We start from the raw sequence: 22371 nt of genomic DNA, 5'->3' as shown, positions 1-22371 counted from the left end.
CCTACTCCCCCGCGAGACGTTCGGTGCGCGAGTTCAAGGCCTTGACGAACACGTCCGGGATGTCTCGCGGATCCTCGGCGACATAACTCGTTCCGCCGGTCGCAGCCGAGATCTGCTGCAGTGCAACCGGATCTGCATCACTGGTGACACCGACTGTGATGATCACGATGGGTCGCACCGGATCCTGCTCCTTCTGCAGCGACGCCAGCAGCTCGTCGAGGGAGATACTGCCCTCGTCCTCGTTGGCACCGTCGGTCAGGATGATGACACTGTTGACGTAGTCGGGGTCGTATCCCTCCTTGACCCGCCGGAATGCAGCCAACGTGGTGTCGTAGAGCCCCGTTCCGCCGCCGACGAGAGCCGGGAGCCCCCGGATCGAATCGAGAATGGCGTCGCGCTGCGATTTTCCGTTGAACGTACCGTCGGCCTTACCCATCGGCACCAGCTCACGGTGGTCCTGCTTGCCACCACCGAGCCCGATCGAGAACGCCCACAACCCCATCTGCGTCTGATCGCTGAAGAGTGAGTTGGCACCTACCGACGCGTCCACGGTCAGCGCGATGCGGGTGGAGTCGCCCGATTTCGCGGCCATCGAACCCGACACGTCCTCGACGACGAGGGTGCGCAACGGCAGTGCGAGTACGGCCCAGTCCCGCAGCGTCGTCTCGATGGACAGCGGGTTCTTGATCTCGAGCGACGCAACGGACCCGACGCCTCGGCCGTCGGGAAGTGGTGTGCCACTCGATGTTCGGAAGCCGGCTGCGACCAAGGTCTCGGCGGCAGACGCGGTGGCGAGAACCGAGCCCAGTGCGGCTCCGGCCTGCTTGACGCGGTCGTATTCGGGGCCGGCAGGCGCGGTCACGGCCAGCGGGTAGTTGAGGAAATAGCTGCCGGTCGGCGGAACCGACTCGGTCAGTCCCGATCCCGGATTGTCGGCCTCGTACGCAAGCAGTGCCTGCTCGGTCGCCACGCTGGTGCCACCCTCGGCGGCCACCTGGGCCACCAGATCCGGGGTGTCGTGTGGAGTGTCCGCGATTCGTCCGAAGTCCTGAGCCATCGGGACCAGGGCCGCCGACACGGCCTTGGCGTCGGAGATTGCCACCTCGGATTCGGCCAGCGCACCGAGGATCGCGGCATTCGAGGCGCTGCTGGTCAGGGGATCACCGATGCGTTGCCCGGGAAGCTGGAGCACGCTGAGCCAGGTATCGGTCACCGGCGCGGCATCGGACTTCGAGACCAGGACCGGCAGCGTGTTCGCGACGGAGGCCTTGGCCAGCTCGGGAAGCGCACCGGTCGAGCGAAGAGTCTTGAGCAGCCACAGCGTCGAATCCGGTATCCACAGGTCCGGGCGATTTTCGGTTCCGGCGATCTCGGTGGCGGTGTCGGCGGGACGTTCGGGGCGAACCTCGAAGTTCACGCAACCACGATCGAACTCGGTGGCCTGCGCGAGAATCTGCTCGACGGGCTCGGCGATGGAGGTGTCCACGGCGAGCGAGACGGTGTCGACGGAATCGCAGGAATCAACACCGGACGCGCGGACGGCCTGAACGCCGAACCAACCACCGACCACGACGACGACTGCCACCAGCGCAAGCACCGACCAGATCGCGGCCGAACCGAACCGCCGCGCACTACCGCTGTGACGTCCCGACATCGATGCAACCCCCTGCTCGCCCCCCGCTGCACTCACAGGACGAGTGCAAGCGCACGCGCCCTCAGAAGTGACGCGACGCACAGCATAGTAGCCTTCTCAGCGACCGGAGCGACTTCTCAGCGCATTGACGAAAACGTTCGGGATCTCCGCGGGATTTCGAGCAACGAAGCTCGTACCACCCGTTGCTGCCGAAATCTGTTGCAGCACACCAGCATCGGCGTCGTCGGTGATGCCGATGGTGACGATGACGACCGGCCTGGACGGGTCCTGCTCGGCGCGCAGAGTGGACAGCAGCTCGTCGAGCGCGATGCTGTCGGGGTCCTCGTTGGTGCCGTCGGTGAGGATGATGACGCTGTTGACCGCGTCGGGATCGTAGCCCTGCTGCACCGTGCGGAACGCTGCCAACGTGGTGTCGTAGAGACCGGTACCACCTCCGACCAGGGCCGGAAGCGTTCGAGTCTGCTGCAGCAGCACCTCACGCTGCGTGGTGTTGCCGACTTTTTCGTCCATTCGCCGGATCGGTGCGAGCTCACGGTAGTCCTGCGATTCGCCGCCGAGTCCGATCGAGAATGCCCACAACCCCATCGACGCGTTGTCGGGGAACAGTCGATTTCCGGTTTCGCTGGCCTGCACCGTCAATGCGATACGTGAGTCGGCCCCCGCGCTGTAGTTCATCGATCCGGAGACGTCCTCCATCACCAGAGTCCGCGACGGCAGCGCCAACACCTGGTACTGGCGCAGCGTCGACTCGGCGGCCTGCTGGTCGGCGATCGTCAGAGGCGTCACGTCACCGATCCCGCGATCGGAATCGAGGGGTGCGTTGTCCGCGGAGCGGAACCCCGCATCGGACAGAGCCCGCTGCCCCTGGTCGGATTCGATGGCCGTGGCCAGTGCCGTCCCGACGGATTTCGCGGTCTCGTGTCGATCCCCTGCGGGCTCGGTCACGGCCAGCGGAAAGTTGAGGAAGATGCTGCCCGTCGGCGGCACCGTCGCGCCCAGTTCGACGTTGTTGTCCTGCTGGTAGGCCAGGAAGGCCTGCTCGGAGACCACTGCGACACCGCCGTCGGCAACCAGATCGTCCAGCCGTACCGTCGGATCGGCCTCACCGCGAGTGGCGGCCTGGGCCTGAGCGATGGGGACGAGCGCCGCTCCGACCGAGTCCAGGGCGGTCTCGTCCGATCCGGCCTCGGCCACCGCGCCCAGGATGGCCGCATCGGATGTGGTGTTGGTCAGCGGGTTGCCGATGCGCAGACCTTCGAGCTTCAACGCGGTGAGCCAGGTGTCGAAGAACGGCACCTCGTCCTTGCGGGCCGCGAGCACAGCCGGGGTGCCGGCCACCGACTGACTCGCCAGGTCGATCAGCGACGCAGTGGACCGCACGGTCTTGCCGATCCACAGCGAGGAATCCGGAATCCAGAGAGAGGGAACGTCGTCGCCCTTGGCGACCGCAGCCGAGACCTGGCCGGATTCGGTTGCGGTGACCTCGATCCGAGCGCAACCGAGGCTTTCCGCGGACGTCTCGTCGACGATCTTCTGCAGCACCGGCGCGATGGCAGGGTCCGCGGCCAGAGAGTAGGACGCGGGATCGCCGCATTCGGAACCGAATGCCTTCTGCGCGACGACCACTCCGCCGCCCACCACGAGAAACAGGGCCACGGCCACGACGCCGTACTTGGCGAATCCTCTGCTGCTCGTCGCGGACGACGGGGCACTGTGTCTACCGGGCATGGACGGCTCCTACTTCACTGGTCGTTCCACAGGCTCCACCCCTGCCGCGTCAGGCGTAGATCTTGACGAACGTCTTCAGCGAGTTCTCGATGTCGCCCTTGAGGGCGCGTGCGACGCCGGACCCGATCGGACCGAACAGCGGCGCGCCGCCGAGGTTGACGTCGATGGTGATCTCGGAGCCTTCACCCTTGGATTTCACGGACAGGTTCAGGCCGATCTTGACGCCGCCCTTACCGTTGCCCTTGAGCTCGAGCTTCTTGGGCGGATCGTAGGACTCGATCTTCCAGGACACCCGGTTGCGCATGCCCTTCACGCTGGCGACGGAATCCAAGGTGGTGCCCACGGCCAGTTGCTCGGGCAGCTCACCGCGCCACGCTTCGTGGATGGAGAGCCACTGCTCGTATCCGGACAGATCGGACGCGTGCGCCCACGTCTGCTCGGGGGTGAGTGGGACGTCGAGGGAAACCTTCAGCTTGGCCACAGCAGGGATGGTAACCGCTGCACGAAAAATGTCCGTGTGAGGCCTTGCTCACACGGACATTTTCGGGGGGACCTGCTATCGACTAGTGAGCGCTGGCCTTCTCCGCACCGATACCGGTGAGGGAGCGAACCTCCATCTCGGCCTGCTTGTCGGTGTTCTCGGTGTCCTTCGAGATCAGAGTTCCGACGATGCCGAGGATGAATGCCAACGGGATCGAGACGATGCCGGGGTTGGAGAGCGGGAACCAGGCGAAGTCCGAGCCGGGGACCATCGACGTCGGCGATCCGGAGACGGCCGGGGAGAAGATGATCAGCACGATCGTCGAGATCAGGCCGCCGTACATGCTGAACAGTGCGCCGGTGGTGGTGAAGCGACGCCAGAACAGCGAGTACAGGATGGTCGGCAGGTTCGCGGCCGCAGCAACGGCGAACGCGAGTGCCACCAGGAAGGCGATGTTCTGCCCGTTGGCGAGGATGCCGAGGCCGATGGCCAGGACGCCGATTACGACGGCGGTGATCCGCGAGACCTTGACCTGCTTCTTGTCGTCGACCTTGCCCTTCTTGATGACGCTCGCATAGATGTCGTGAGCGAACGACGCCGAGGCGGTGATCGTCAAGCCGGCGACCACGGCGAGGATCGTCGCGAAGGCGACCGCCGAGATGATGCCGAGCAGGATCACGCCGCCGAGCTCGAAGGCCAACAGCGGAGCCGCGGAGTTCTGGCCGCCGGCCGAGGCCAGGATGCGGTCTGGTCCGACGATCGCTGCGGCTCCGTAGCCGAGCACGAGGGTGAACAGGTAGAACGCACCGATGAGCGCGATGGCCCACACGACGCTGCGGCGAGCTTCCTTGGCGGTGGGCACCGTGTAGAAGCGCATCAGCACGTGCGGCAGACCCGCGGTACCGAGCACGAGTGCGAGACCGAGCGAGAGGAAGTTGATCTTCGAGGTGGCACTGCCGCCGTACTGAGCGCCGGGCTCGATGACGTCACGTGCAGCCACGGCCTCGTTGGCCGATCCGGCCACCATGGCCTGCGCGCTGCCGAGCAGTTCGGAGAAGTTCATGCCGAACTTCGCGAGAACGAGGACGGTCATGAACGCTGCGCCGGTGATGAGCAGGACGGCCTTGATGATCTGCACCCAGGTGGTGCCCTTCATTCCGCCGATGAGCACGTACGCGATCATCAGCACGCCGACGATGGCGATGACAATGGACTGTCCGGTGCGGTCGGAGATGTCGAGCAGCAGTGCGACGAGTCCGCCGGCACCGGCCATCTGCGCGAGCAGGTAGAACAGCGAGACGGTCAGGGTCGACAGCGCGGCCGCGGTGCGAACCGGGCCCTGCTTGAGCCGGAAGCTCAGTACGTCCGCCATCGTGAATTTGCCGGTGTTCCTGAGCAATTCGGCGACGAGGAGCAGCGCGACGAGCCAGGCGACGAGGAAGCCGATGGAGTACAGGAAGCCGTCGTAACCGTAGACGGCGATGGCACCGGCAATGCCGAGAAAGCTTGCTGCAGAGAGGTAGTCACCGGCGATCGCGACGCCGTTCTGCGGTCCGGAGAATCCGCCGCCTGCGGTGAAGAACTCCGCGGAGGTCGCATTCTTCTTCGATGCGCGGATGACCACGAACATCGTCACGAGTACGAACGCACCGAAGATCGCGATGTTGACGAGTGGTTCACCGACGGTGGTGTCGGTGGCCTGGGCAAGGATGTTCATCAGCTTTTCGCTCCCTGGGAGGCTTCCATCTCGGCGCGCAGGGCTGCGGCGCGAGGATCGAGTTCACGGTTGGCGAACTTCACGTAGATGCCCGTGATGGCGAACGTCGTGACGAACTGGCCGAGGCCGAGCAGCAGCCCGACGTTGATGTTGCCCCACACCTTGGTCGACATGAAGTCGACCGCGTAGGTGCTCAGCAGCACGTAGATGACGTACCAGACCAGGAAGAACCCGGCCATCGGGAACACGAAGCTACGCAGACGACGCCGAAGTTCCTGGAACTCTGGACTGGCCTGCATGTCGACGAACGCTTGCGCGTCCGGTGGCGAATTGGTTTCCGGTGCGGTCACCTTGGACTCCTGAAGTAGATGTGAGCTGTAGCTGACTCGGAACAGTAATGAGAGTCAGGTCACAAAATCAGGAGGTGGTGTCGATCACACGATGGGAAGCGGGAGTGTGCGACAAGCGGTCGAGAATGGCAGTTGAGCGGTGGAGCCTGCGGAATGACCCAGCGGTCTCAGAGCTCGCGCTCGCGATCTTTGCCCATGTCGAGGCCTTCGGGCAGGTGCAGTCGCGCGAAGATGCGGGAGATGTCGGGCGGGACGGTTTTTCGGGTGGCGAGGCTGACGGCGATCATCGCGGCGAAGGCGACGGGCACGCTGACGGCGGCGGGGTAGCCGAGAATCGCTGCTGCCCAGCCGCCGAGGACGCCGTCGGAGATGGGGGTGACGACGGAGATCGACGCAGCGACGAGAGAGATGCCGCCGCCGAGGAACAGTCCGGCTGCCGCTCCCGCCGCGGTGAGTCCGCGCCACCAGATGCCCAGTACCAGCAGGGGGCACAGGGTGGATGCGGCGACGGCGAAGACGAGCCCGACGGTGCGCGAGAGGTCAAGGGAGACAACGCCGATCGACAGCGCCAACGGAACGGCGCCGGCGAGAATCGCGGCGACGCGGAAGTCTCGGACCTTGCCCGAGAGGACGTCGGTACTGAGCACCCCGGCGATGCTGACCAGCAGACCGGATGAGGTCGACAGGAAGGCCGCGATGGCACCGGCGGCCACCAGCGCGGCCAGCAGTTGGCCCGGTATTCCGGACAGCACCGAGCCGGGCAGCAGCAGCACTGCGGCGTCGGATGCTCCGGTGATCAGCAGTTGCGGCACGTACAGGCGGGCGAAGACGCCGAGCACCGTCGGGAACAGGTAGAACATGCCGAGCAACGCCAGGACGGTGAGCGAGGTCAACCGCGCCGCTCGGCCGTCCGGGTTGGTGTAGAACCGCACCAGCACGTGCGGCAGGCCGAGGGTTCCGAGGAACGTGGCCAGAATCAGCGAGTAGACCTGATAGAGGGGATGCGCTCCGCCCAGTCCCCCGCCGGGCATCGCCCACGCTCGGTCGGTGGTCGGCGCGCCTGCGACGACGGGAACAGGCGATCCGGCGTCGAGCGTCAGCAACGTGCCCGAGCCCAACCGGTGTTCACCTGCGTCCAGTAGCACTCGCCCGTCGACGCTCTCGTCGTCGAGGGTTCCCACCACCGACACGACGATCGGCGAATCGACCTGCACGAGAACGTCGGTGGTGATGTCGACGACGGTCTGCTCGGACACGGTCGGCGGGGCGGGGCTGCCGACGCTACGGTCGTCGGCGAAGAAGTGCACGGCCAGCACCAGTGCCGGGATGGCGATCGCGGTCAGTTTGAGCCAGTACTGGAAGGCCTGGACGAAGGTGATCGAACGCATGCCACCGCCGACGACGTTCGCGATGACGATGAGTCCCACCGCCAGGGCCCCGACCCACCCCGGCACCCCCAACAGAATGTTCAGCGTCAGGCCTGCGCCTTGGAACTGCGGCACCAGGTACAGCGCGCAGATGACCACGACCACGAGCATCGCCACGGTGCGCAACCATGGTGCGCCGAGCCGGAATTCGACGAAATCGGGCACCGTGTACGCGCCGCTTCGACGCAGCGGTGCGGCGACGAACAGCAGCAGACCCAGGTAGCCGGCGGTGAACCCTACCGGGTACCACAGCGCATCGGCTCCGTACTTCGCGATGAGCCCCGCAACCCCGAGGAACGATGCAGCAGAGAGGTATTCACCACTGATGGCGGCGGCGTTCCAGCGTGGACCGACGCTTCGCGAGGCGACCAGGAAGTCGGAGGTGGTGCGTGCCAACCGAACTCCGTAGATACCGATGCCCACGGTGGCCACGGCGGCCGCCAGCAGCGCGATCACCGTCGCGATCGGAATGGACCCGTTCACCGAATCCGCCCCTTCTCGCCATGCCCTGCACGGGAACGGCGCACTTCGCGGACCGTAGCGAAATCGACGACATCTCGGGTCGTGCAGTGGGACGATCTACCGATGCAGTGGACGAGCGCCACCTGATGTCCGTGACGGCAGCCGTCTCTGCGTGTCTTCCGTTGGCGGCCGGGGCGCTGATCGCGCACCTGCCCACCACGGCGATGGCTGCTGCCCTGGCCACACTCAACACCGGTTCCGTACTCGCTCGGTTCACCGCCGGATGGCTGGTCGGCGTCACGGTCGTCGGGACGGCAGGCTTGGTGGTCGTGGACACCGCGGTGGTGGCCGCGGACTCGTCCGCCTGGGTGCGGTGGTTGAGAATCGCGCTCGGCGTCGCTCTGCTGATCCTGGGTGCCCGCACACTGATCGGGCGCGTACGACACGGCCCGGCCCGCGAGGAACCGGGATGGGTGGACAGAGCACGTCGCCTCGACGGTGGCAGGGCATTCGCGACCGCGTTCCTCCTCGGATCGGTCAATCCGAAGAGTGTGGTCATCGCACTGTCGGCCGTGGCGGTGATCGTGGACGCGTCCTCGGCCGTGGCCGTCCAGGCGGCGGCTCTCGTGGTGTTCGTGGTGGTGTCCAGCCTCGGCGTCGCGGCACCCGCACTCGCGTTGCTCGGCTTCCGCGACCGTGCCCGCCGGCCACTGAACGCGATCGTCGACGGATTCATCGCGCACAGTGGCCTCGTTCTGGCCGTGATCCTGTTGGGCCTCGGCACGTACATGACACTGAACGCCCTCTGATCCCTCGGCGACGTCAATCATCGGTCAAGGCGGTGAAGTCCTGCTCGTTGCGTTCGGCTCGACGCGTGTACACCCAGCCGACACCGAACAGCAATGGATAGATCGCCACCCCCAGCACCAACCACGGCAGACCGATACCGAACGGCGCGACGTCGGTGAAGCGGGCGAGGAGCATGCCCAGCAACGGAATTGCGAACAGAATCGACAGCGTCATCACCGCCAGGCGCACCGACAGCAACAGCTGCGCGCGAACCAGGCTACGAACCAGAGCGTCGCCGACCTCGGTCTGCTCCTGCACTTCGACGCGGGTGCGCACCATCCGTGCGCCGCGACGTTGCGAGAGCACCACCCGCTGTCGGTGCGGCTGGCTCACTGCCGATCCCTCGTCACCGAGACGACCACGATTGCAACGGACCGCGGACCAGTCTGTCCTTGAGTTCTCTGGCGTGCCGTCGGCTCACCGGCAGTTCGCAGGCAGCGAGGTTCCCGCTGGCCCGCAGGCACACCACCAGACCCGAACCGACGCTGCGGATCCCCGTGACCAACCGCAGCGAGACCAGGTAGGAGCGATGCACGCGCAGGAATCCGGCATCGGCCCAACGACTTTCGAGGGCCGAGATGGGTATGCGCACCAGGTGTGAGCCGTTGGAGGTGTGCAGTCTCGCGTAGTCGCCATCGGCTTCGACCCACGCGACCGACGACCGATGCACCAGGGTGGTGGTTCCGCCGAGTTCGACGGGAATGACCTCGTCGGCCGAGGTGTCCGCGGACTCGGCTGGTCGACGCCGCGCGAGCAGCACCCGGCGCAGCGCCTCGGTGAGCCGATCCTCCCGCAACGGCTTGAGCAGATAGTCGACGGCACCGAGATCGAAGGCAGCCAGTGCCCGGTCGTCGTGGGCGGTGACGAACACGACCGCGGGTGGCCGCGCGAATGCCGACAGGATGCCGGCCAGTTCGAGACCGTCGAGCCCGGGCATGTTGATGTCGAGGAAGACCGCGTCCACCACTGGTTGCCCCGGGGCGGCGGTGTTCTGGATCTGCCGCAGGGCAGTGGTGGCGTCCTGCGCTGTGAACACCTCGGCGACGGTCTCCTGCTGGCGCAGCAGGAAGGCGAGTTCGTCCAGCGCCGGGCGCTCGTCGTCGACGGCGAGGACGACCAATCCGCGGCCGGGGTTGTCTTTGGCAGCCTGCGTCATGCCCGCACTCCCGGCCTGAATTTGGGCACCCGCATGCTGACTTTGGTGCCTGCGCCCGGTGCGGTGTCCACTACGAGACCGTAGTCGTTTCCGAAGGCTGCCCGCAGCCGATCGTCCACGTTCGCCAATCCGACATGGGCCGCGTCCTCGGTGTGCAGGCTTCCCGAGCGCAACACCTCGGGGTCCATCCCCACACCGTCGTCCTCGATACTGATCACTGCGTCGGTGCCCTCGTCGGCGGCGATGATCGTCACGCGGCCGCCGTCGGCCTTACCGGACAGGCCGTGCCGGACGGCGTTCTCGACGAGCGGCTGCAGCGCGAGAAACGGCAGTGCGACGCCCAACACCTCGGGCGCGACCTGCAACGTGACTTGCAGGGAGTCGCCGAAACGGGCGCGTTCGAGCGTCAGGTACCGATCGATGTTGCGTAGCTCGTCCGCGAGCACTGTGAACTCTCCTGCGTTGCGAAACGAGTATCGGGTGAAGTCGGCGAACTCGAGCACCAGCTCCCGCGCCCGATCCGGGTCGGTGCGCACGAACGACGCGATCGTGCCCAATGCGTTGTAGATGAAGTGCGGGCTGATCTGTGCGCGCAGGGCCCGAACCTCGGCTCGGTCCAACCGCGCTCTCGACGCATCGAGTTCGGCGAGCTCGATCTGCCCGCACGCATAGCGAGCGACCTCGGCGATGGCACCGAGCATGCCCGGTCCTGGCTCGGCCACGACAGCGGCTCCCAACACCCCGACCACCGGAGATTCGTCGACGACCAACGGCTGCACCACGAGCGCTCTCACCTCGTGGATCGACCCGAGCGGCAGACGCACCAGGACGCGCCGCTGCCCGTCCACCGCCCGCTTCGCCGCCTCGACGAATGCCGGTGTCAGCTCGTCCCACGGCCCGTCCCAGGCCAGCAGCGAACCGTCGGGATCGCAGATGCCCAGAGCATCCGCACCCGTCAACACCCGCAGATGCGGCGCGGCGGCGGCGGCCGAACGAGCGTCGAGACCGTCGCGCAACGGCTTGGCCGCCAGCGAGGCGGTGTGCAGGGTGGCGTGGACGGCCCGCTCGGCAGGTGTGGTGAGGTCACGTCGACCGCGCAGGCTGATCACGGCGATCACCGAGACGATCACGGCCACGATCACCGCCAGTGCCGCCAGTGCCGCGGTCATCGCGCGCACGTGGTCGAGGTGGGCACGTTCAGGAAGCGTTCGACGAGCCAGTCGACTCCGATGCCGTTGGCGGCCAGTTCGGCATGGCCCTGCTCCGGTTCGGAGCGAAGCTCGACATCGTCGCCGAGTGCGCAGGCCCGCGCTACCGCGTCGCGGGTCCACCGGGGATCGATGAGGTCGTCGCGTTCGCCGACCAGGACCATCAGCGGTACCCCGGTGCGAGTGGTCGGTAGCGCCTCCGATTCGAGCCACCGCGTCATCCGATTCGAAGCCTCCTCGGAGTCCGGGAGGGCATCGGCCGGATCGAGGACGGCTCCGGCGTCGGCCTTGGAGAAGCCGAGCAGATCACTGCAGGCGGTCAGGGCAGTCACGTTGTCGGCGAACGTGCCGCGGATGTAGTCGGAGCGTTCGGCACTCGGATCCGCGGTGCGCAGACCCTCGTAGAGATACGGCACCAGCAGCTGACGCGGCACACTCTGCTCGGTCTCGGGCGCGAAGAAACGCGTCAGATCGGCCGTGGGCGAGAGCGCCGCGGCTCCGACCAGTTGCAGACCGTCGCCGTAGTCGCCGTTGCGCTCGGCTGCCGCCCAGACTGCTTGTCCGCCTTGGGAGGTGCCCACCGCGCCCCACCTGGTGCCGACGTCGGGAACCACGTTGCGGGCCGCGCGGACCGCGTCGATCACGTCGTACGCTGCGGCGTCCCGGTCGAGGTAGGCGGGATCTCCGGCCGTTCCCAGGCCCTGGTAGTCCGTGACCACGACCACTGTGCCGCGTTCGAGGAAGGGCGTCACCAGGCCGATGGTGCCCAACAGGTTCGGGTACAGCGAGGGCGCACACTCGTCGGTGACACCGGTGGTTCCGTGCCCGACCGAGACGATCGGCCAGCCTCCCGGCGGCGCAGACCCCTTGGGCACGAACACCGTTCCCGAGGTCTCCGTGCCGCCTCCGGTGACCCCGTCGGTGGTGCGGTAGACGATTTTCGTGGCGGTCGCGCCGAGGTAGGCGACCCCGATGTCGACCTGACCCAACAGCATCGACGACACGATCTCACCGCGTTCGGAGCCCTCGGGTGCCGGAGCGGAGCCTGCGGACTGCACGGGGTCCGGGTCGACCGATTCGGCGGCGGGAGTGCTGCACGCGGCAAGGGCGAACACCAGTGCCGCGGCGACCACCGATCCGGTCGACCTCACTGTCTCTGCGCTCCTACATTGCGTTCGTCTACGTCGTGCGTCGTGCGATGCGGGCTTCCGCCGCAATTTCTTCCACGTCCAAACCATTCAACACTGCCCGCAGAGCTTCGTCCTCCAACTCCCCCGAGTCGCGGGCCGCGATGAGCGCCGCCCGCTGCGCGACCAGGACGTTGTGCCGCAGCGAATCGAACAACGCCCCTGCCGCCGCGATCCGCTTCTCGCGATCCTCGGTCTCGTCGGCATCCAATCGAGCGCGCACCGAGCGTCGGACGCGCTCGATCACCTCCGCGACACGTTCGCTGTCCACTCCTGCAATTCCGTCCTTCGCCGCACGCTGGAGATAGTCCTCCGCCGCGGTACGGGCGATGGCCTGCGAGAGCAGCCGCTGATTGTCGTTGCGCTGTTGCTCGAGTGGATCTGCGACGTCGAGTCGACGGATCAGCAGCGGAAGCGTCAACCCCTGCAGCAGCAACGTCCCGACCGCGACGACGAAGGCCACGGCCTGAATCACTGCGCGGCCGGGGAATTCGTCGCCGAGCACGGTGGTCAGCGGCACACCGGCCGCCGCAGCGAGCGTGACCACCCCACGCATGCCCGCCCACGAGAGCACGAGGTTCTGCTGCCACGTCAATCCCGCTTCACCGGTCGCAGATCGCCGAAACAGCTTACGAAGCAGTATGTCTCGACCGGAATTTGCGAAGATCCACGCTGGACGCACCGCTATGACCGCGACGAGCACCAGCAACGCATAGGCGAACACGTGGTGGACCGGCAACCCCTCACGCTGGACCTCTTCGATGACGAACTTCAGCTGTAAACCCATGTAGGCGAACACGAATGCTTCGAGCAGAAGATCCAGCGTGGGCCACACCTGCCGTTCCTGGACCCTCGTGGACACCGAGACGTCGGCAGTGACGCGGCCCAGAACGAAGCCTGCCGTGACGACGGCGAGCACACCGGAGGCATGAATTTCCTCGGCCGCCAGATAGGCCGCGAACGGTAGGACGAGTCCGAGCACAGTTTCCAGCGCCGAGTCCGCGATGCGATTGCGGACGAAACGAACGAGGCGCGAGAGGACGAATCCGACCAGAACACCGCCCACGATCTCGTACAGGAAGAACAGCACCGGTGAGCCCAGTTCGATTCGACTGCCCGTCACCGACGCGACGGCCAGGGTGAACAGAGTCAACGCGGCCGCGTCGTTCACCAAGGACTCGCCGGTCAAGATCGCCATCATCCGCGCGGGCAGACCGAGTTTGCGGCCGACGGCGACGGCGGACACCGCGTCGGGCGGGGCGACGACGGCACCGAGGACCAGAGCCGCACCCAAGGTCAGCTCCGGAATCAGCAGATTGGCGAACCAGCCGACGGCCACCGTCGTCACGATCACCATGACCAGTCCGAGCCGAAGGATCTGACCGAGATTTCGCCGGAAGGTGACGAACGAGAAATCCAGCGCGGCGGAGTACAGCAGCGGCGGAAGCACCACGCCGAGGATCAGCTGAGGCGACAGGCTGACGTGCGGGACCCCGGGAACGAACGAGGCAATGGATCCGACGGTGACCAGGACAAGCGGGACCTGCAGATCGATACGCCTGGCGAAACCGGCGACTGCGATCGCGAAGATGACTACGAGAAGAAGAATCGGTCCGTCCACCCCGACGATTGTGCCGTCAGCCGCACCCCGGGGTACGACCGACGGCCACGATCACCGATGCGGAAGACCGAAAGGTCCTACTTGTCCGGAATCGCCTTCTTGACTGCGTCCTGAACCTTGTCGACCTTGTCGGAGTACTTCCCGCCGGTCTTGTTGTCGATGAAGTCCCCAGCCTTCTCCACGACGTCGTCGATCTTGTCCGAGTTCTCGGCCGCAAGGTCCTTGCCCTTGTCGACCATGCCCTTCAAATTGTCTGCGAAGCCCATGAAACTCTCCTGCCGGTCGGGTGCAACGGAACACCCGGAAGCCTACGTTTCGTTCTGCCGATTGCGTAGTACCGATCCGAATCGATGAGCCACCTCGACGAGCGCGATACCGATGCCGCCGATGATCAACGCACTGGTGGTGGCTCCGACGTTCGACGGATCGAGCTTGAAGAAGGTGCGGCAGAACGGGATTGCGAACAGCAGCAGATAGCCACCGACCGACCCACCGAGCAGCAGGATCTTCCACCAGTTGTAGGGCCGCGCGACGACGGCCAACACCCACAGCGCGATCATGATCAACGTGATCAGCGCGGTGGTACTGGCCTGCGTCACCTGGGTCTCGCTGGCGTTGGGGCCCGCGTAGACCAGCAGGTAGGAGACGAACGTGCACGAGCCGACGATCAGACCGGACGGGACGGCCAGCCGCATCACCCGCGAGACGAATCCGCTGCGCGCCCGCTCGTTGTTGGGCGCGAGCGAGAGAACGAACGCCGGGATGCCGATGGTGAACCATGCCGCGATCGTCACGTGCCGGGGCAGGAACGGATACGGAATCGGCTCGAAGTGGAAGATCTGCGAGAGCACACCCGAGAGCCCGATCAGAAACGCCAGCAACACCGAGTACACGGTCTTGGTGAGGAACAGATTGGAGACACGCTCGATGTTGCCGATGACGCGTCGCCCCTCCCCCACGACGTAGGGCAACGTGGCGAACTTGTTGTCCAACAACACGATCTGCGCGACGGCTCGGGTGGCCGCACTCCCCGAACCCATCGAGACGCCGATATCGGCGTCCTTGAGTGCGAGCACGTCATTGACGCCGTCGCCGGTCATCGCGACCGTGTGGCCGCGAGATTGCAACGCGCCCACCATCGCCCGCTTCTGATCGGGCCGGACCCGACCGAACGTGGTGGAGGACGCCACGGCGTCGGCCAGCTTCTCGGAGTCCTCGGGCAGATCACGCGCATCGATCGGGGCGTCGCCGCCCGGCAGGCCGAGCGAACCCGCGACCGCACCGACCGAGACGGCATTGTCGCCGGAGATGACCTTGACCTCGACGTGCTGGCTTGCGAAGTACTCCAACGTGTCTCGGGCATCCTCGCGCACCTTCTGCTCGAGAATCACCAGCGCACGCGGTGTCACCACACCGGGTGCCTCGTCGTCGTCGACCGAGCGGTCCGAGCTGGCGAGCAACAACACCCGGAGTCCACGCGAGCCTGTTTCCTCGGCGCGACGAGCAATGTCGGAGGAGGCGTCGAGCAACACGTCCGGTGCACCGAGCAGCCAGTTCCCGTGGTCGCCGTAGGACAGTCCGCTCCACTTCTTGGCCGAGGAGAACGGGGCCACGGCGCTCTGCGTCCACCCGGGCGCGTCCGGATACGCTTCGCCGACGGCCTGCACGCTCGCATTCGGCCGCGGATCGTCGTGCGCCAGAGATGCGAGAGCCGCTGTGACTGAGTCGGAATCGTGCTCGTCCATCAGCATCAACTCGGACAGCCGCATACCGTTCTCGGTGAGGGTTCCGGTCTTGTCCGCACACACCACGTCGACGCGGGCGAGGCCTTCGATCGCAGGCAGCTCCTGGACCAGGCACTGCCGTTGACCGAGTCGGATCACACCCACCGCGAATGCGATGGACGTCATCAACACCAGGCCTTCGGGCACCATCGGAACGAGCGCGGCGACCATACCGTTGAGGGCCGGCTTCAAAGCCTGACCGCTGGAGAACAATTGGTTGTAGATGATCAGCGCGCCCGCCGGAATCATCAGGTACGTGATGAACTTCAGGATCTTGTCGATACCGCTGCGCAGCTCGGACTTGACCAGCGTGAACTTGCTCGCCTCCTCGGCGAGCTTGGCCGCGTACGCATCTCGGCCCACCTTCGTCGCACGGTACGCCCCACTGCCTGCGACCACGAAGCTTCCCGACAGCACCTGCGTCGCTTCGAGTTTGTGCACCGTGTCGGCCTCGCCGGTGAGCAACGACTCGTCGACCTCGAGGCTTGCGCTCTCGATCACCTCACCGTCGACGACGATCTGATCACCGGGACCGAGTTCGACGATGTCGCCGAGCACGACCTCGTCGGGGGGAATCTGCTTCGAGACGCCCTCGCGTCGAACCTGAGGCTTGTTCTGTCCGACGATGGCCAGCCGATCCAGCGTGCGCTTCGCGCGAATCTCCTGCACGATGCCGATGCCGCTGTTCGCGACGATCAACAGCCCGAACATGCCGTCGATCACCGAGCCCGTCGAGAGCACGATGATCAACAGCACACCGAGGATCGCGTTGATTCGGGTGAACACGTTGCCGCGGACGATGTCGCGAACCGACCGAGAAGCACGGGCCGGAACGTCGTTGGATTTTCCCTCGGCCCTGAGCCTGGCGACGTCCGCCTCGGTCAGCCCGGTGTCCCGCTGAGCATCGGCCTCGATAGACATGCGTGCAGCTTAAACCCGCTCAGCCGAGCCGAGACCACCAGCGATCGTCGTGCAGGGTTCGGGTGCCGTCGATGCGCTGGCCCGGCATCGGTACCGCCACCTGCACACCGACGTCCTGCGCAGCGGCATGCAGCCGCACGATCGGCTCGGACCACGGATGGAAGGCGAGGTTGAACGTGGCCCAGTGAATCGGAACGAAGATGCCCGACGCCGTCAGGTCGATGTGCGCCGTGACCGCTTCCTCGGGATTCATGTGGATGTCCGGCCACCGGGCGTCGTAGGCCCCGACGGGCAGCAGCGTCAGGTCGAAGGGGCCGTAGTTGCTGCCGATCTCGGCGAACTTCGGTGTGTAGCCGGTGTCGCCGCCGAAGAAGACGCGTCGAATCGGACCGGCGAAGGCCCAGGACGCCCACTGCGTCGAGTCCCGGGTCAGACCGCGGCCGGAGAAATGCCGAGCCTCGGTGCACGTGACAGTGAGGCCGCCGATGTTGGTCTGCTCGTCCCAGTCCAGCTCGATGATGCGCTCGTCGGGCACCCGCCACTTACGCAGGTGAGCGCCGATGCCGAGCGGCACGACGAACGGAGCCGACTGTGTACTCGCCAGCTTCTGCACCGTCGCCTTGTCGAGGTGGTCGTAATGATCGTGGGAGATCACGATGGCGTCGACCGTCGGTAGGTCGACCAACTCGACCGGCGTCGGATGCAGCCGTGCCGGGCCCACCACCGAGGACGGGGACACCCGGTTGCTCCACACCGGATCGGCGAGGACGCGATAGCCGTCGACCTCGACGAGCACACTCGAGTGGCCGTACCAGGTGACGGCCAGCTCGCCCGCGTCCACCGGCGCGATGGGCGGCGCCAACGGAATCGGGCGTTGCGGCCTGCCCTTGCCGCGTTCGGTGACGAGCGAGACGAACATGTTCTGCTGTCCCTTCTCGCCGCGCCCCGGTACGTAGCTCGAGCTCGGGTCGGAGTTGTGGAACCGGCGATCGCGGTATCGCGGAGACCCGGCGGCATACGGAGTGATGTGCACGCGTCGGGCACCGATGGCCGACGGCAGACCCCACAGCGCACGCGCCAACCAGGCCCCGCTCAGTGCTGCCGTTGCTCCCAGAACGAACTTCGTCTTCGTCACGGCCACCACAGTAGGCGGCGCCGACGTCTTCGCAGCTCACCCGTAGTCTTGCCGTAGAATATTCGCGTCGGTTTTGCTGCTAGAAGGGGAGACATTGAGTACCGAACAGCTCGAATTCCAGGCGGAGACGCGTCAGCTCCTGGATCTGATGGTGCACTCCATCTACTCCAACAAGGACAGCTTTCTCCGTGAACTGATCTCGAACTCCTCGGACGCGCTGGACAAGCTGCGCCTGGAGTCGTACCGCAACAAGGACCTGGACGTCGACGTCTCGGATCTGCACATCGAGATAGACATCGACGCTGCGGCCCGCACGCTGACCATCCGCGACAACGGCATCGGCATGTCGCGCGCCGAGGTCATCGACCTCATCGGCACGCTGGCCAAGTCCGGCACCGCCGAGGTTCGCAAGAAGCTCAAGGAAGCCAAGGACGCGGCCGCCTCCGAAGAACTGATCGGCCAGTTCGGCATCGGCTTCTACTCCACGTTCATGGTGGCCGAGAAGGTCACGCTGCTCACCCGCAAGGCGGGCGAGAGCACGGCCACCCAGTGGGAGTCCACCGGCGAGGGCACCTACGAGATCACCGACGTCGACGACGCCCCGCAGGGTTCGTCGGTGACGCTGGCCCTCAAGCCCGCCGACGAGGAGGACCACCTCCACGATTACGCGTCCGAGCGCAAGATCAAGGAACTGGTCAAGAAGTACTCCGACTTCATCGCCTGGCCCATTCGCATCGACGTCGAGAAGCGCGTCAAGAGTGAAGAAGAGGGCGGCGAGGACACCGTCACGATCGAGACGGAGACGATCAACTCTCAGAAGGCTCTGTGGACCCGCTCCAAGGACGAGGTGTCCGAGGAGGAGTACAAGGAGTTCTACAAGCACGTCAGCCACGCCTGGGACGAGCCGCTCGAGGTCATCCCGTTCAAGGCCGAGGGCACGTTCGAATACCAAGCGCTGCTGTTCATTCCGTCGCAGGCACCGTTCGACCTGTTCATGCGCGAGAGCCAGGCCGGCGTGCACCTGTACGTCAAGCGCGTGTTCATCATGGACGACTCGCAGGAACTGCTGCCCGAGTACCTGCGCTTCGTCAAGGGCGTAGTCGACGCAGCGGACCTCTCGCTCAACGTCTCTCGCGAGATCCTGCAGCAGGACCGGCAGATCCGTGCGATCCGTCGACGCCTGACCAAGAAGGTGCTCTCCACGGTCAAGGAACTGCAGAGCGAGCAGCCCGACAAGTACAAGACGCTGTGGTCGCAGTTCGGCACGGTCCTCAAGGAGGGCCTGATCTCCGACGCCGACAACCGCGAAACCCTCTTGGGCATCTCCTCGTTCGCGTCCACCAACTCCGAGGAGGGTGTGACCACCCTCGCCGAGTACGTGGACCGGATGAAGGACGGCCAACAGCAGATCTACTACATGACGGGTGAATCCCGTCAGCAGATCGAGAGCTCGCCGCACATGGAGGCCTTCAAGGCTCGCGGGCTCGAGGTGCTGCTGCTCACCGATTCGGTCGACGAGGTGTGGGTCGGCAACGTCACCGACTTCGACGGAAAGTCGTTCCAGTCCATCGCCAAGGGCGAGGTGGACCTCGACACCGAAGAGGAGAAGAAGGAGTCCGAGGCCAAGCGCGAGGAGCAGGACAAGGAGTTCGCCGACCTGCTCACGTGGCTGACCGAGACCCTCGGCGAGGACGTCAAGGAGGTGCGCCTGTCCACCAGGCTCACCACGTCCCCGGCCTGCGTCGTCGGCGACGAGTTCAGCTTCTCCCCGCAGCTCGAGAAGATGTACAAGGCGTCGGGACAGTTCGTGCCGACCTCCAAGAGGATCCTCGAACTCAACCCGACCCACGACCTGGTGACGGGACTGAAGAAAGCTCGCGAGGATCGCAGTGACGATCCGCACCTCGCCGAGACCGCCGAATTGCTCTATGCGACGGCCCTGTTGGCCGAAGGCACCGAGCTCAAGGACCCGGCGAAGTTCTCGCGTCTGCTGGCCGATCGATTGACCCGCACCATCTGAGTGCCTGCGGCAGTGGTGTGGTTGTGTGCCCCAGGCGGCACTCAACCGCGCCACTGCGGCCAAGCAACGAAAGGCCCGACCGTGAGAGAACCTGTTCTTACCGAACGACAAGGCGACGTGGTCGTCTGGACGTTGAACAACCCCCAGGCCCGTAATCCCATCTCCGAGATGGAGACCATCGACGCGCTCGAGGCCGCGATCGCCGACGCGAACGGGGATCCATCGATCAGGGTTGCCGTCCTGACCGGTGCCGGTTCGGCATTCTCGTCGGGCGGGAACGTCAAGCACATGCGGGACAAGCATGGAATGTTCGGTGGTAGCCCGGCCGAGTTGCGGCAGGGCTACCGCCACGGCATCCAACGAATCCCGAAGGCGTTGTATCACTGCGAGATTCCCACGATCGCCGCGGTCAACGGCCCTGCCATCGGAGCAGGCTGCGATCTGGCCTTGATGTGCGATCTCCGAATCGCCTCGACCACTGCGACATTCGCCGAGAGTTTCGCCAAGGTGGGCATCATTCCCGGAGACGGTGGGGCCTGGCTGCTCCCCCGGGCCATCGGTATGGCACGGGCGAGCGAAATGGCGTTCACCGGCGAGGCCATCGACGCCGCTACGGCATTGGAATGGGGCCTGGTCTCTCGGGTCGTCGAGCCCGAGGATCTGCTCGACGCTGCCCACGCACTGGCTCGGCGTGTGGCGGCCAACCCACCGCAGGTACTGCGTATGACGAAGAAGTTGTTGCGCGAGGGCCAGCAGCAGAGTCTGGAATCCTTGCTCGAACTCTCCGCTGCCTATCAGGCCATCGCACACCACACCGAGGATCATTCCGAGGCTGTCGACGCGATGCTCGAGCGTCGCGATCCCGAGTTCCGAGGACGCTGACTCGCCAGGTGAGTGGAAACTCGGGCCCCACTACGAGTTTCCACTCACCTGCGACGAAGTCGCTACTGCGGGGGCAGGATGTGCTCCCCCGTCTTGTCGGTGCTCAGCGACAGTGAACTGATGTACTGCTTCTCCCCGTTCGGCCCGGGCACGTTGGACGCGATCATGTCGGGTCGCTCGAATTCCATTCCGCTGACGTGGCACATCACGAGTGCGTCGGACGGGTTGCCGTGCTCGTCGAACATCGGCAGATCGATGCCGTCGTCGGTACGCCGCAGGTAGTACTTGCCCTTGGTTGCCACCGCCAGGATGGGCGGAAGTATCAGTGCCAGAACGAGAGCCACGATCGGCGAGTACGGTTTGATCGCCGGTCCGAATGCTCCGAAGAACACCAGAATCGACAGGATGGCCGACACCGCCATAGATCCGAAGCCGACCGGATTGATGTTGTAGAGCATGCCGCGTCGAAACTCGGGGACCTTGGGTGAGAGCTTCAGGATGTACTTGTTGAAGACGATGTCCGACGCCACCACGGCGATCCACGCGATACCGCAGTTGGCGTAGAAGCCGAGGATGTCGTTGAGGAAGCTGAACATGTTGGCTTCCATCAGGATCAGCGCGATCGCGAGATTGAAGAGCACGAAGACCATGCGCCCCGGGTAGGTCTTGGTGATGCGGGTGTAGGAGTTGGTCCACGCCAGCGACCCGGAATACGCGTTGGTGACGTTGATCTTGATCTGACTGATGACGACCAGGATCACCGCGAGGGTCATGGCGAGCCAGCCCGGCATGAAGTTCTCGTAGATCTCCAAGAACTGGTGCACCGGCTCGTTGGCGATGGTGGATCCGTCGACCACGTTGGCGATCAGGTACACGGCGAGGAACAGTCCGACGACCTGCTTGAGCGCACCGAAGATGACCCAGCCCGGACCGGCGAGAAGCACTGCGGTCCACCAGCGTCGGGAATTCTCGGGAGTCTTGGGCGGCATGAAACGCAGGTAGTCGATCTGCTCGGCGATCTGCGCGATGAGCGACAGACACACGCCGGCCGCGAGCATCACCGATCCGATGTTGACCCCCTTGCCGTCGGCACCGTCCTGACCGCCGTAGGCGAAGAACTCGCCGACCGAATCGGGATTGCTGAACACGAGGTAGACGAACGGCAGCACCATCAGCACCAGCCACAGCGGAGTGGTCCAGACCTGCAGCTTGGCAAGGGCTTTCATACCGTAGATGACCAGCGGGATGACCATGATCGTGGACACCGCGTAGCCGATGGGCAACGGAACGCCCAGGCCGAGTTCGAGTCCCTGCGCCATGATCGAGCCTTCGAGCGCGAAGAAGATGAACGTGAACGTCGCGAAGATGACGTTGGTGACAACCGATCCGTAGTATCCGAAACCGCTTCCCCGCGTGATCAAATCGAGGTCGATGTTGTAGCGGGCGGCATAGTAGGCGAGCGGAAGTCCCGTCAGGAAGATCACGACGGCGAACACCAGGATGCCCCAGAGCGCGTTGCCGGTTCCGTAGGAGATTCCGATGTTGGCACCGATGGCGAAGTCCGCGAGATACGCGATGCCGCCGAGGGCGGATGTCGCGACGACTCCGGTTCCCCACTTGCGGTAGCTACGCGGCGCGAAGCGCAGCGTGTAGTCCTCGAGCGTCTCTTTGAGCGCGGTGTCTGTCGGCGCAGGCTGTACGGCGGTCATGGGTCAACAACGTAGAACCGCCACGTTGCCGAAGTGTCTTGAGAACATGTAGCTCCGGTTACTCAGTCCGGCGATTCGGA

General features: G+C 65.4%; 18 protein-coding genes. 3 read left to right on the top strand and 15 right to left on the bottom strand.

The window, feature by feature from the left end:
• Window position 1: 1 nt before the first annotated feature.
• The 6 genes from CH283_RS24455 to CH283_RS24430 form a co-directional block, all read right to left on the bottom strand.
• Complete coding sequence (locus tag CH283_RS24455; RefSeq protein ID WP_255183327.1) at window positions 2–1690, bottom strand: substrate-binding domain-containing protein; 1689 nt, start codon at window positions 1688–1690, stop codon at window positions 2–4.
• A gap of 60 nt (window positions 1691–1750) precedes the next feature.
• A complete protein-coding gene (locus CH283_RS24450) occupies window positions 1751–3382 on the bottom strand; it encodes a substrate-binding and VWA domain-containing protein (protein ID WP_094639506.1) in 1632 nt (543 codons plus the stop codon).
• Between the two features lie 49 nt (window positions 3383–3431).
• Window positions 3432–3863, bottom strand: a complete 432-nt coding sequence (locus CH283_RS24445; protein ID WP_068050069.1) for a type II toxin-antitoxin system Rv0910 family toxin — start codon at window positions 3861–3863, stop codon at window positions 3432–3434.
• A gap of 82 nt (window positions 3864–3945) precedes the next feature.
• Window positions 3946–5580: a solute symporter family protein gene (locus CH283_RS24440; RefSeq protein ID WP_176460550.1), complete on the bottom strand. Its 1635-nt coding sequence runs from the start codon at window positions 5578–5580 to the stop codon at window positions 3946–3948.
• Window positions 5580–5879, bottom strand: coding sequence for a DUF485 domain-containing protein (locus CH283_RS24435; protein ID WP_032378306.1), 300 nt, complete (start codon window positions 5877–5879; stop codon window positions 5580–5582). Before CH283_RS24435 ends, CH283_RS24440 begins: the two co-directional genes overlap by 1 nt.
• A gap of 218 nt (window positions 5880–6097) precedes the next feature.
• Complete coding sequence (locus CH283_RS24430; RefSeq protein WP_068283549.1) at window positions 6098–7840, bottom strand: sodium/solute symporter; 1743 nt, start codon at window positions 7838–7840, stop codon at window positions 6098–6100.
• 20 nt (window positions 7841–7860) lie between these two features.
• Between CH283_RS24430 and CH283_RS24425 the strand changes: the two genes are divergently transcribed.
• On the top strand, window positions 7861–8628 hold the full coding sequence (locus CH283_RS24425; protein ID WP_094639504.1) for a GAP family protein: 768 nt from the start codon (window positions 7861–7863) through the stop codon (window positions 8626–8628).
• Between the two features lie 13 nt (window positions 8629–8641).
• On the opposite strand, the gene CH283_RS24420 is transcribed toward CH283_RS24425, so the two are convergent.
• The 8 genes from CH283_RS24420 to CH283_RS24385 all read right to left on the bottom strand — a co-directional run bounded on the left by CH283_RS24420 (window position 8642) and on the right by CH283_RS24385 (window position 17680).
• Window positions 8642–8947 (bottom strand): hypothetical protein, encoded by a 306-nt coding sequence (locus tag CH283_RS24420; RefSeq protein WP_231893895.1) that lies wholly within the window; start codon window positions 8945–8947, stop codon window positions 8642–8644.
• Window positions 8948–9014: 67 nt separating this feature from the next.
• Window positions 9015–9824 carry a LytR/AlgR family response regulator transcription factor gene (locus CH283_RS24415; protein ID WP_094639503.1) on the bottom strand — a complete coding sequence of 270 codons (810 nt, stop codon included), beginning with the start codon at window positions 9822–9824 and terminating at the stop codon, window positions 9015–9017.
• A complete protein-coding gene (locus CH283_RS24410) occupies window positions 9821–10993 on the bottom strand; it encodes a sensor histidine kinase (RefSeq protein WP_094639800.1) in 1173 nt (390 codons plus the stop codon). The genes CH283_RS24415 and CH283_RS24410 overlap by 4 nt, the downstream gene beginning before the upstream one ends.
• Window positions 10990–12183, bottom strand: coding sequence for an alpha/beta hydrolase (locus CH283_RS24405; protein WP_255183326.1), 1194 nt, complete (start codon window positions 12181–12183; stop codon window positions 10990–10992). Before CH283_RS24405 ends, CH283_RS24410 begins: the two co-directional genes overlap by 4 nt.
• Window positions 12184–12211: 28 nt before the next feature.
• On the bottom strand, window positions 12212–13840 hold the full coding sequence (locus CH283_RS24400) for a Na+/H+ antiporter (RefSeq protein ID WP_094639501.1): 1629 nt from the start codon (window positions 13838–13840) through the stop codon (window positions 12212–12214).
• A gap of 77 nt (window positions 13841–13917) precedes the next feature.
• The gene (locus CH283_RS24395) at window positions 13918–14106 is read right to left on the bottom strand and encodes an antitoxin (protein WP_068051116.1); all 189 of its coding nucleotides are present in this window, start codon (window positions 14104–14106) and stop codon (window positions 13918–13920) included.
• A gap of 42 nt (window positions 14107–14148) precedes the next feature.
• Window positions 14149–16545: an HAD-IC family P-type ATPase gene (locus tag CH283_RS24390; RefSeq protein ID WP_094639500.1), complete on the bottom strand. Its 2397-nt coding sequence runs from the start codon at window positions 16543–16545 to the stop codon at window positions 14149–14151.
• Window positions 16546–16564: 19 nt separating this feature from the next.
• Window positions 16565–17680: an MBL fold metallo-hydrolase gene (locus CH283_RS24385; protein WP_094639799.1), complete on the bottom strand. Its 1116-nt coding sequence runs from the start codon at window positions 17678–17680 to the stop codon at window positions 16565–16567.
• A gap of 94 nt (window positions 17681–17774) precedes the next feature.
• Between CH283_RS24385 and htpG the strand changes: the two genes are divergently transcribed.
• Both htpG and CH283_RS24375 read left to right on the top strand, forming a co-directional pair.
• Window positions 17775–19700 (top strand): molecular chaperone HtpG, encoded by a 1926-nt coding sequence (gene htpG / locus CH283_RS24380; RefSeq protein WP_094639499.1) that lies wholly within the window; start codon window positions 17775–17777, stop codon window positions 19698–19700.
• A gap of 81 nt (window positions 19701–19781) precedes the next feature.
• Entirely contained in the window at window positions 19782–20582 is an 801-nt protein-coding gene (locus CH283_RS24375; RefSeq protein ID WP_094639498.1) for a crotonase/enoyl-CoA hydratase family protein, read from the top strand.
• A 62-nt stretch (window positions 20583–20644) separates the two neighbouring features.
• Here the strand turns inward: CH283_RS24375 and CH283_RS24370 are convergent, their stop codons facing one another.
• The gene (locus CH283_RS24370) at window positions 20645–22291 is read right to left on the bottom strand and encodes a purine-cytosine permease family protein (RefSeq protein ID WP_094639497.1); all 1647 of its coding nucleotides are present in this window, start codon (window positions 22289–22291) and stop codon (window positions 20645–20647) included.
• Between the last annotated feature and the right edge of the window lie 80 nt (window positions 22292–22371).

It is taken from the genome of Rhodococcus sp. 05-2254-2, assembly GCF_002259095.1.
Taxonomy (GTDB): Bacteria; Actinomycetota; Actinomycetes; order Mycobacteriales; family Mycobacteriaceae; genus Rhodococcoides.
The sequence above is the reverse complement of the archived record's forward strand: the minus strand, read 5'-3'. Positions and strand labels throughout refer to the sequence as shown.

Excerpts from the sequence above, each read along its gene's own strand:
- CH283_RS24370 (WP_094639497.1), bottom strand. The coding sequence starts at position 22,291 with ATGACCGCCGTACAGCCTGCGCCGACAGACACCGCGCTCAAAGAGACG.
- CH283_RS24390 (WP_094639500.1), bottom strand. The coding sequence starts at position 16,545 with ATGTCTATCGAGGCCGATGCTCAGCGGGACACCGGGCTGACCGAGGCG.
- CH283_RS24440 (WP_176460550.1), bottom strand. The coding sequence starts at position 5,580 with ATGAACATCCTTGCCCAGGCCACCGACACCACCGTCGGTGAACCACTC.
- CH283_RS24410 (WP_094639800.1), bottom strand. The coding sequence starts at position 10,993 with ATGACCGCGGCACTGGCGGCACTGGCGGTGATCGTGGCCGTGATCGTC.
- CH283_RS24425 (WP_094639504.1), top strand. The coding sequence starts at position 7,861 with ATGCCCTGCACGGGAACGGCGCACTTCGCGGACCGTAGCGAAATCGAC.
- CH283_RS24420 (WP_231893895.1), bottom strand. The coding sequence starts at position 8,947 with ATGGTGCGCACCCGCGTCGAAGTGCAGGAGCAGACCGAGGTCGGCGAC.
- CH283_RS24415 (WP_094639503.1), bottom strand. The coding sequence starts at position 9,824 with ATGACGCAGGCTGCCAAAGACAACCCCGGCCGCGGATTGGTCGTCCTC.
- CH283_RS24395 (WP_068051116.1), bottom strand. The coding sequence starts at position 14,106 with ATGGGCTTCGCAGACAATTTGAAGGGCATGGTCGACAAGGGCAAGGAC.
- CH283_RS24435 (WP_032378306.1), bottom strand. The coding sequence starts at position 5,879 with ATGCAGGCCAGTCCAGAGTTCCAGGAACTTCGGCGTCGTCTGCGTAGC.
- CH283_RS24450 (WP_094639506.1), bottom strand. The coding sequence starts at position 3,382 with ATGCCCGGTAGACACAGTGCCCCGTCGTCCGCGACGAGCAGCAGAGGA.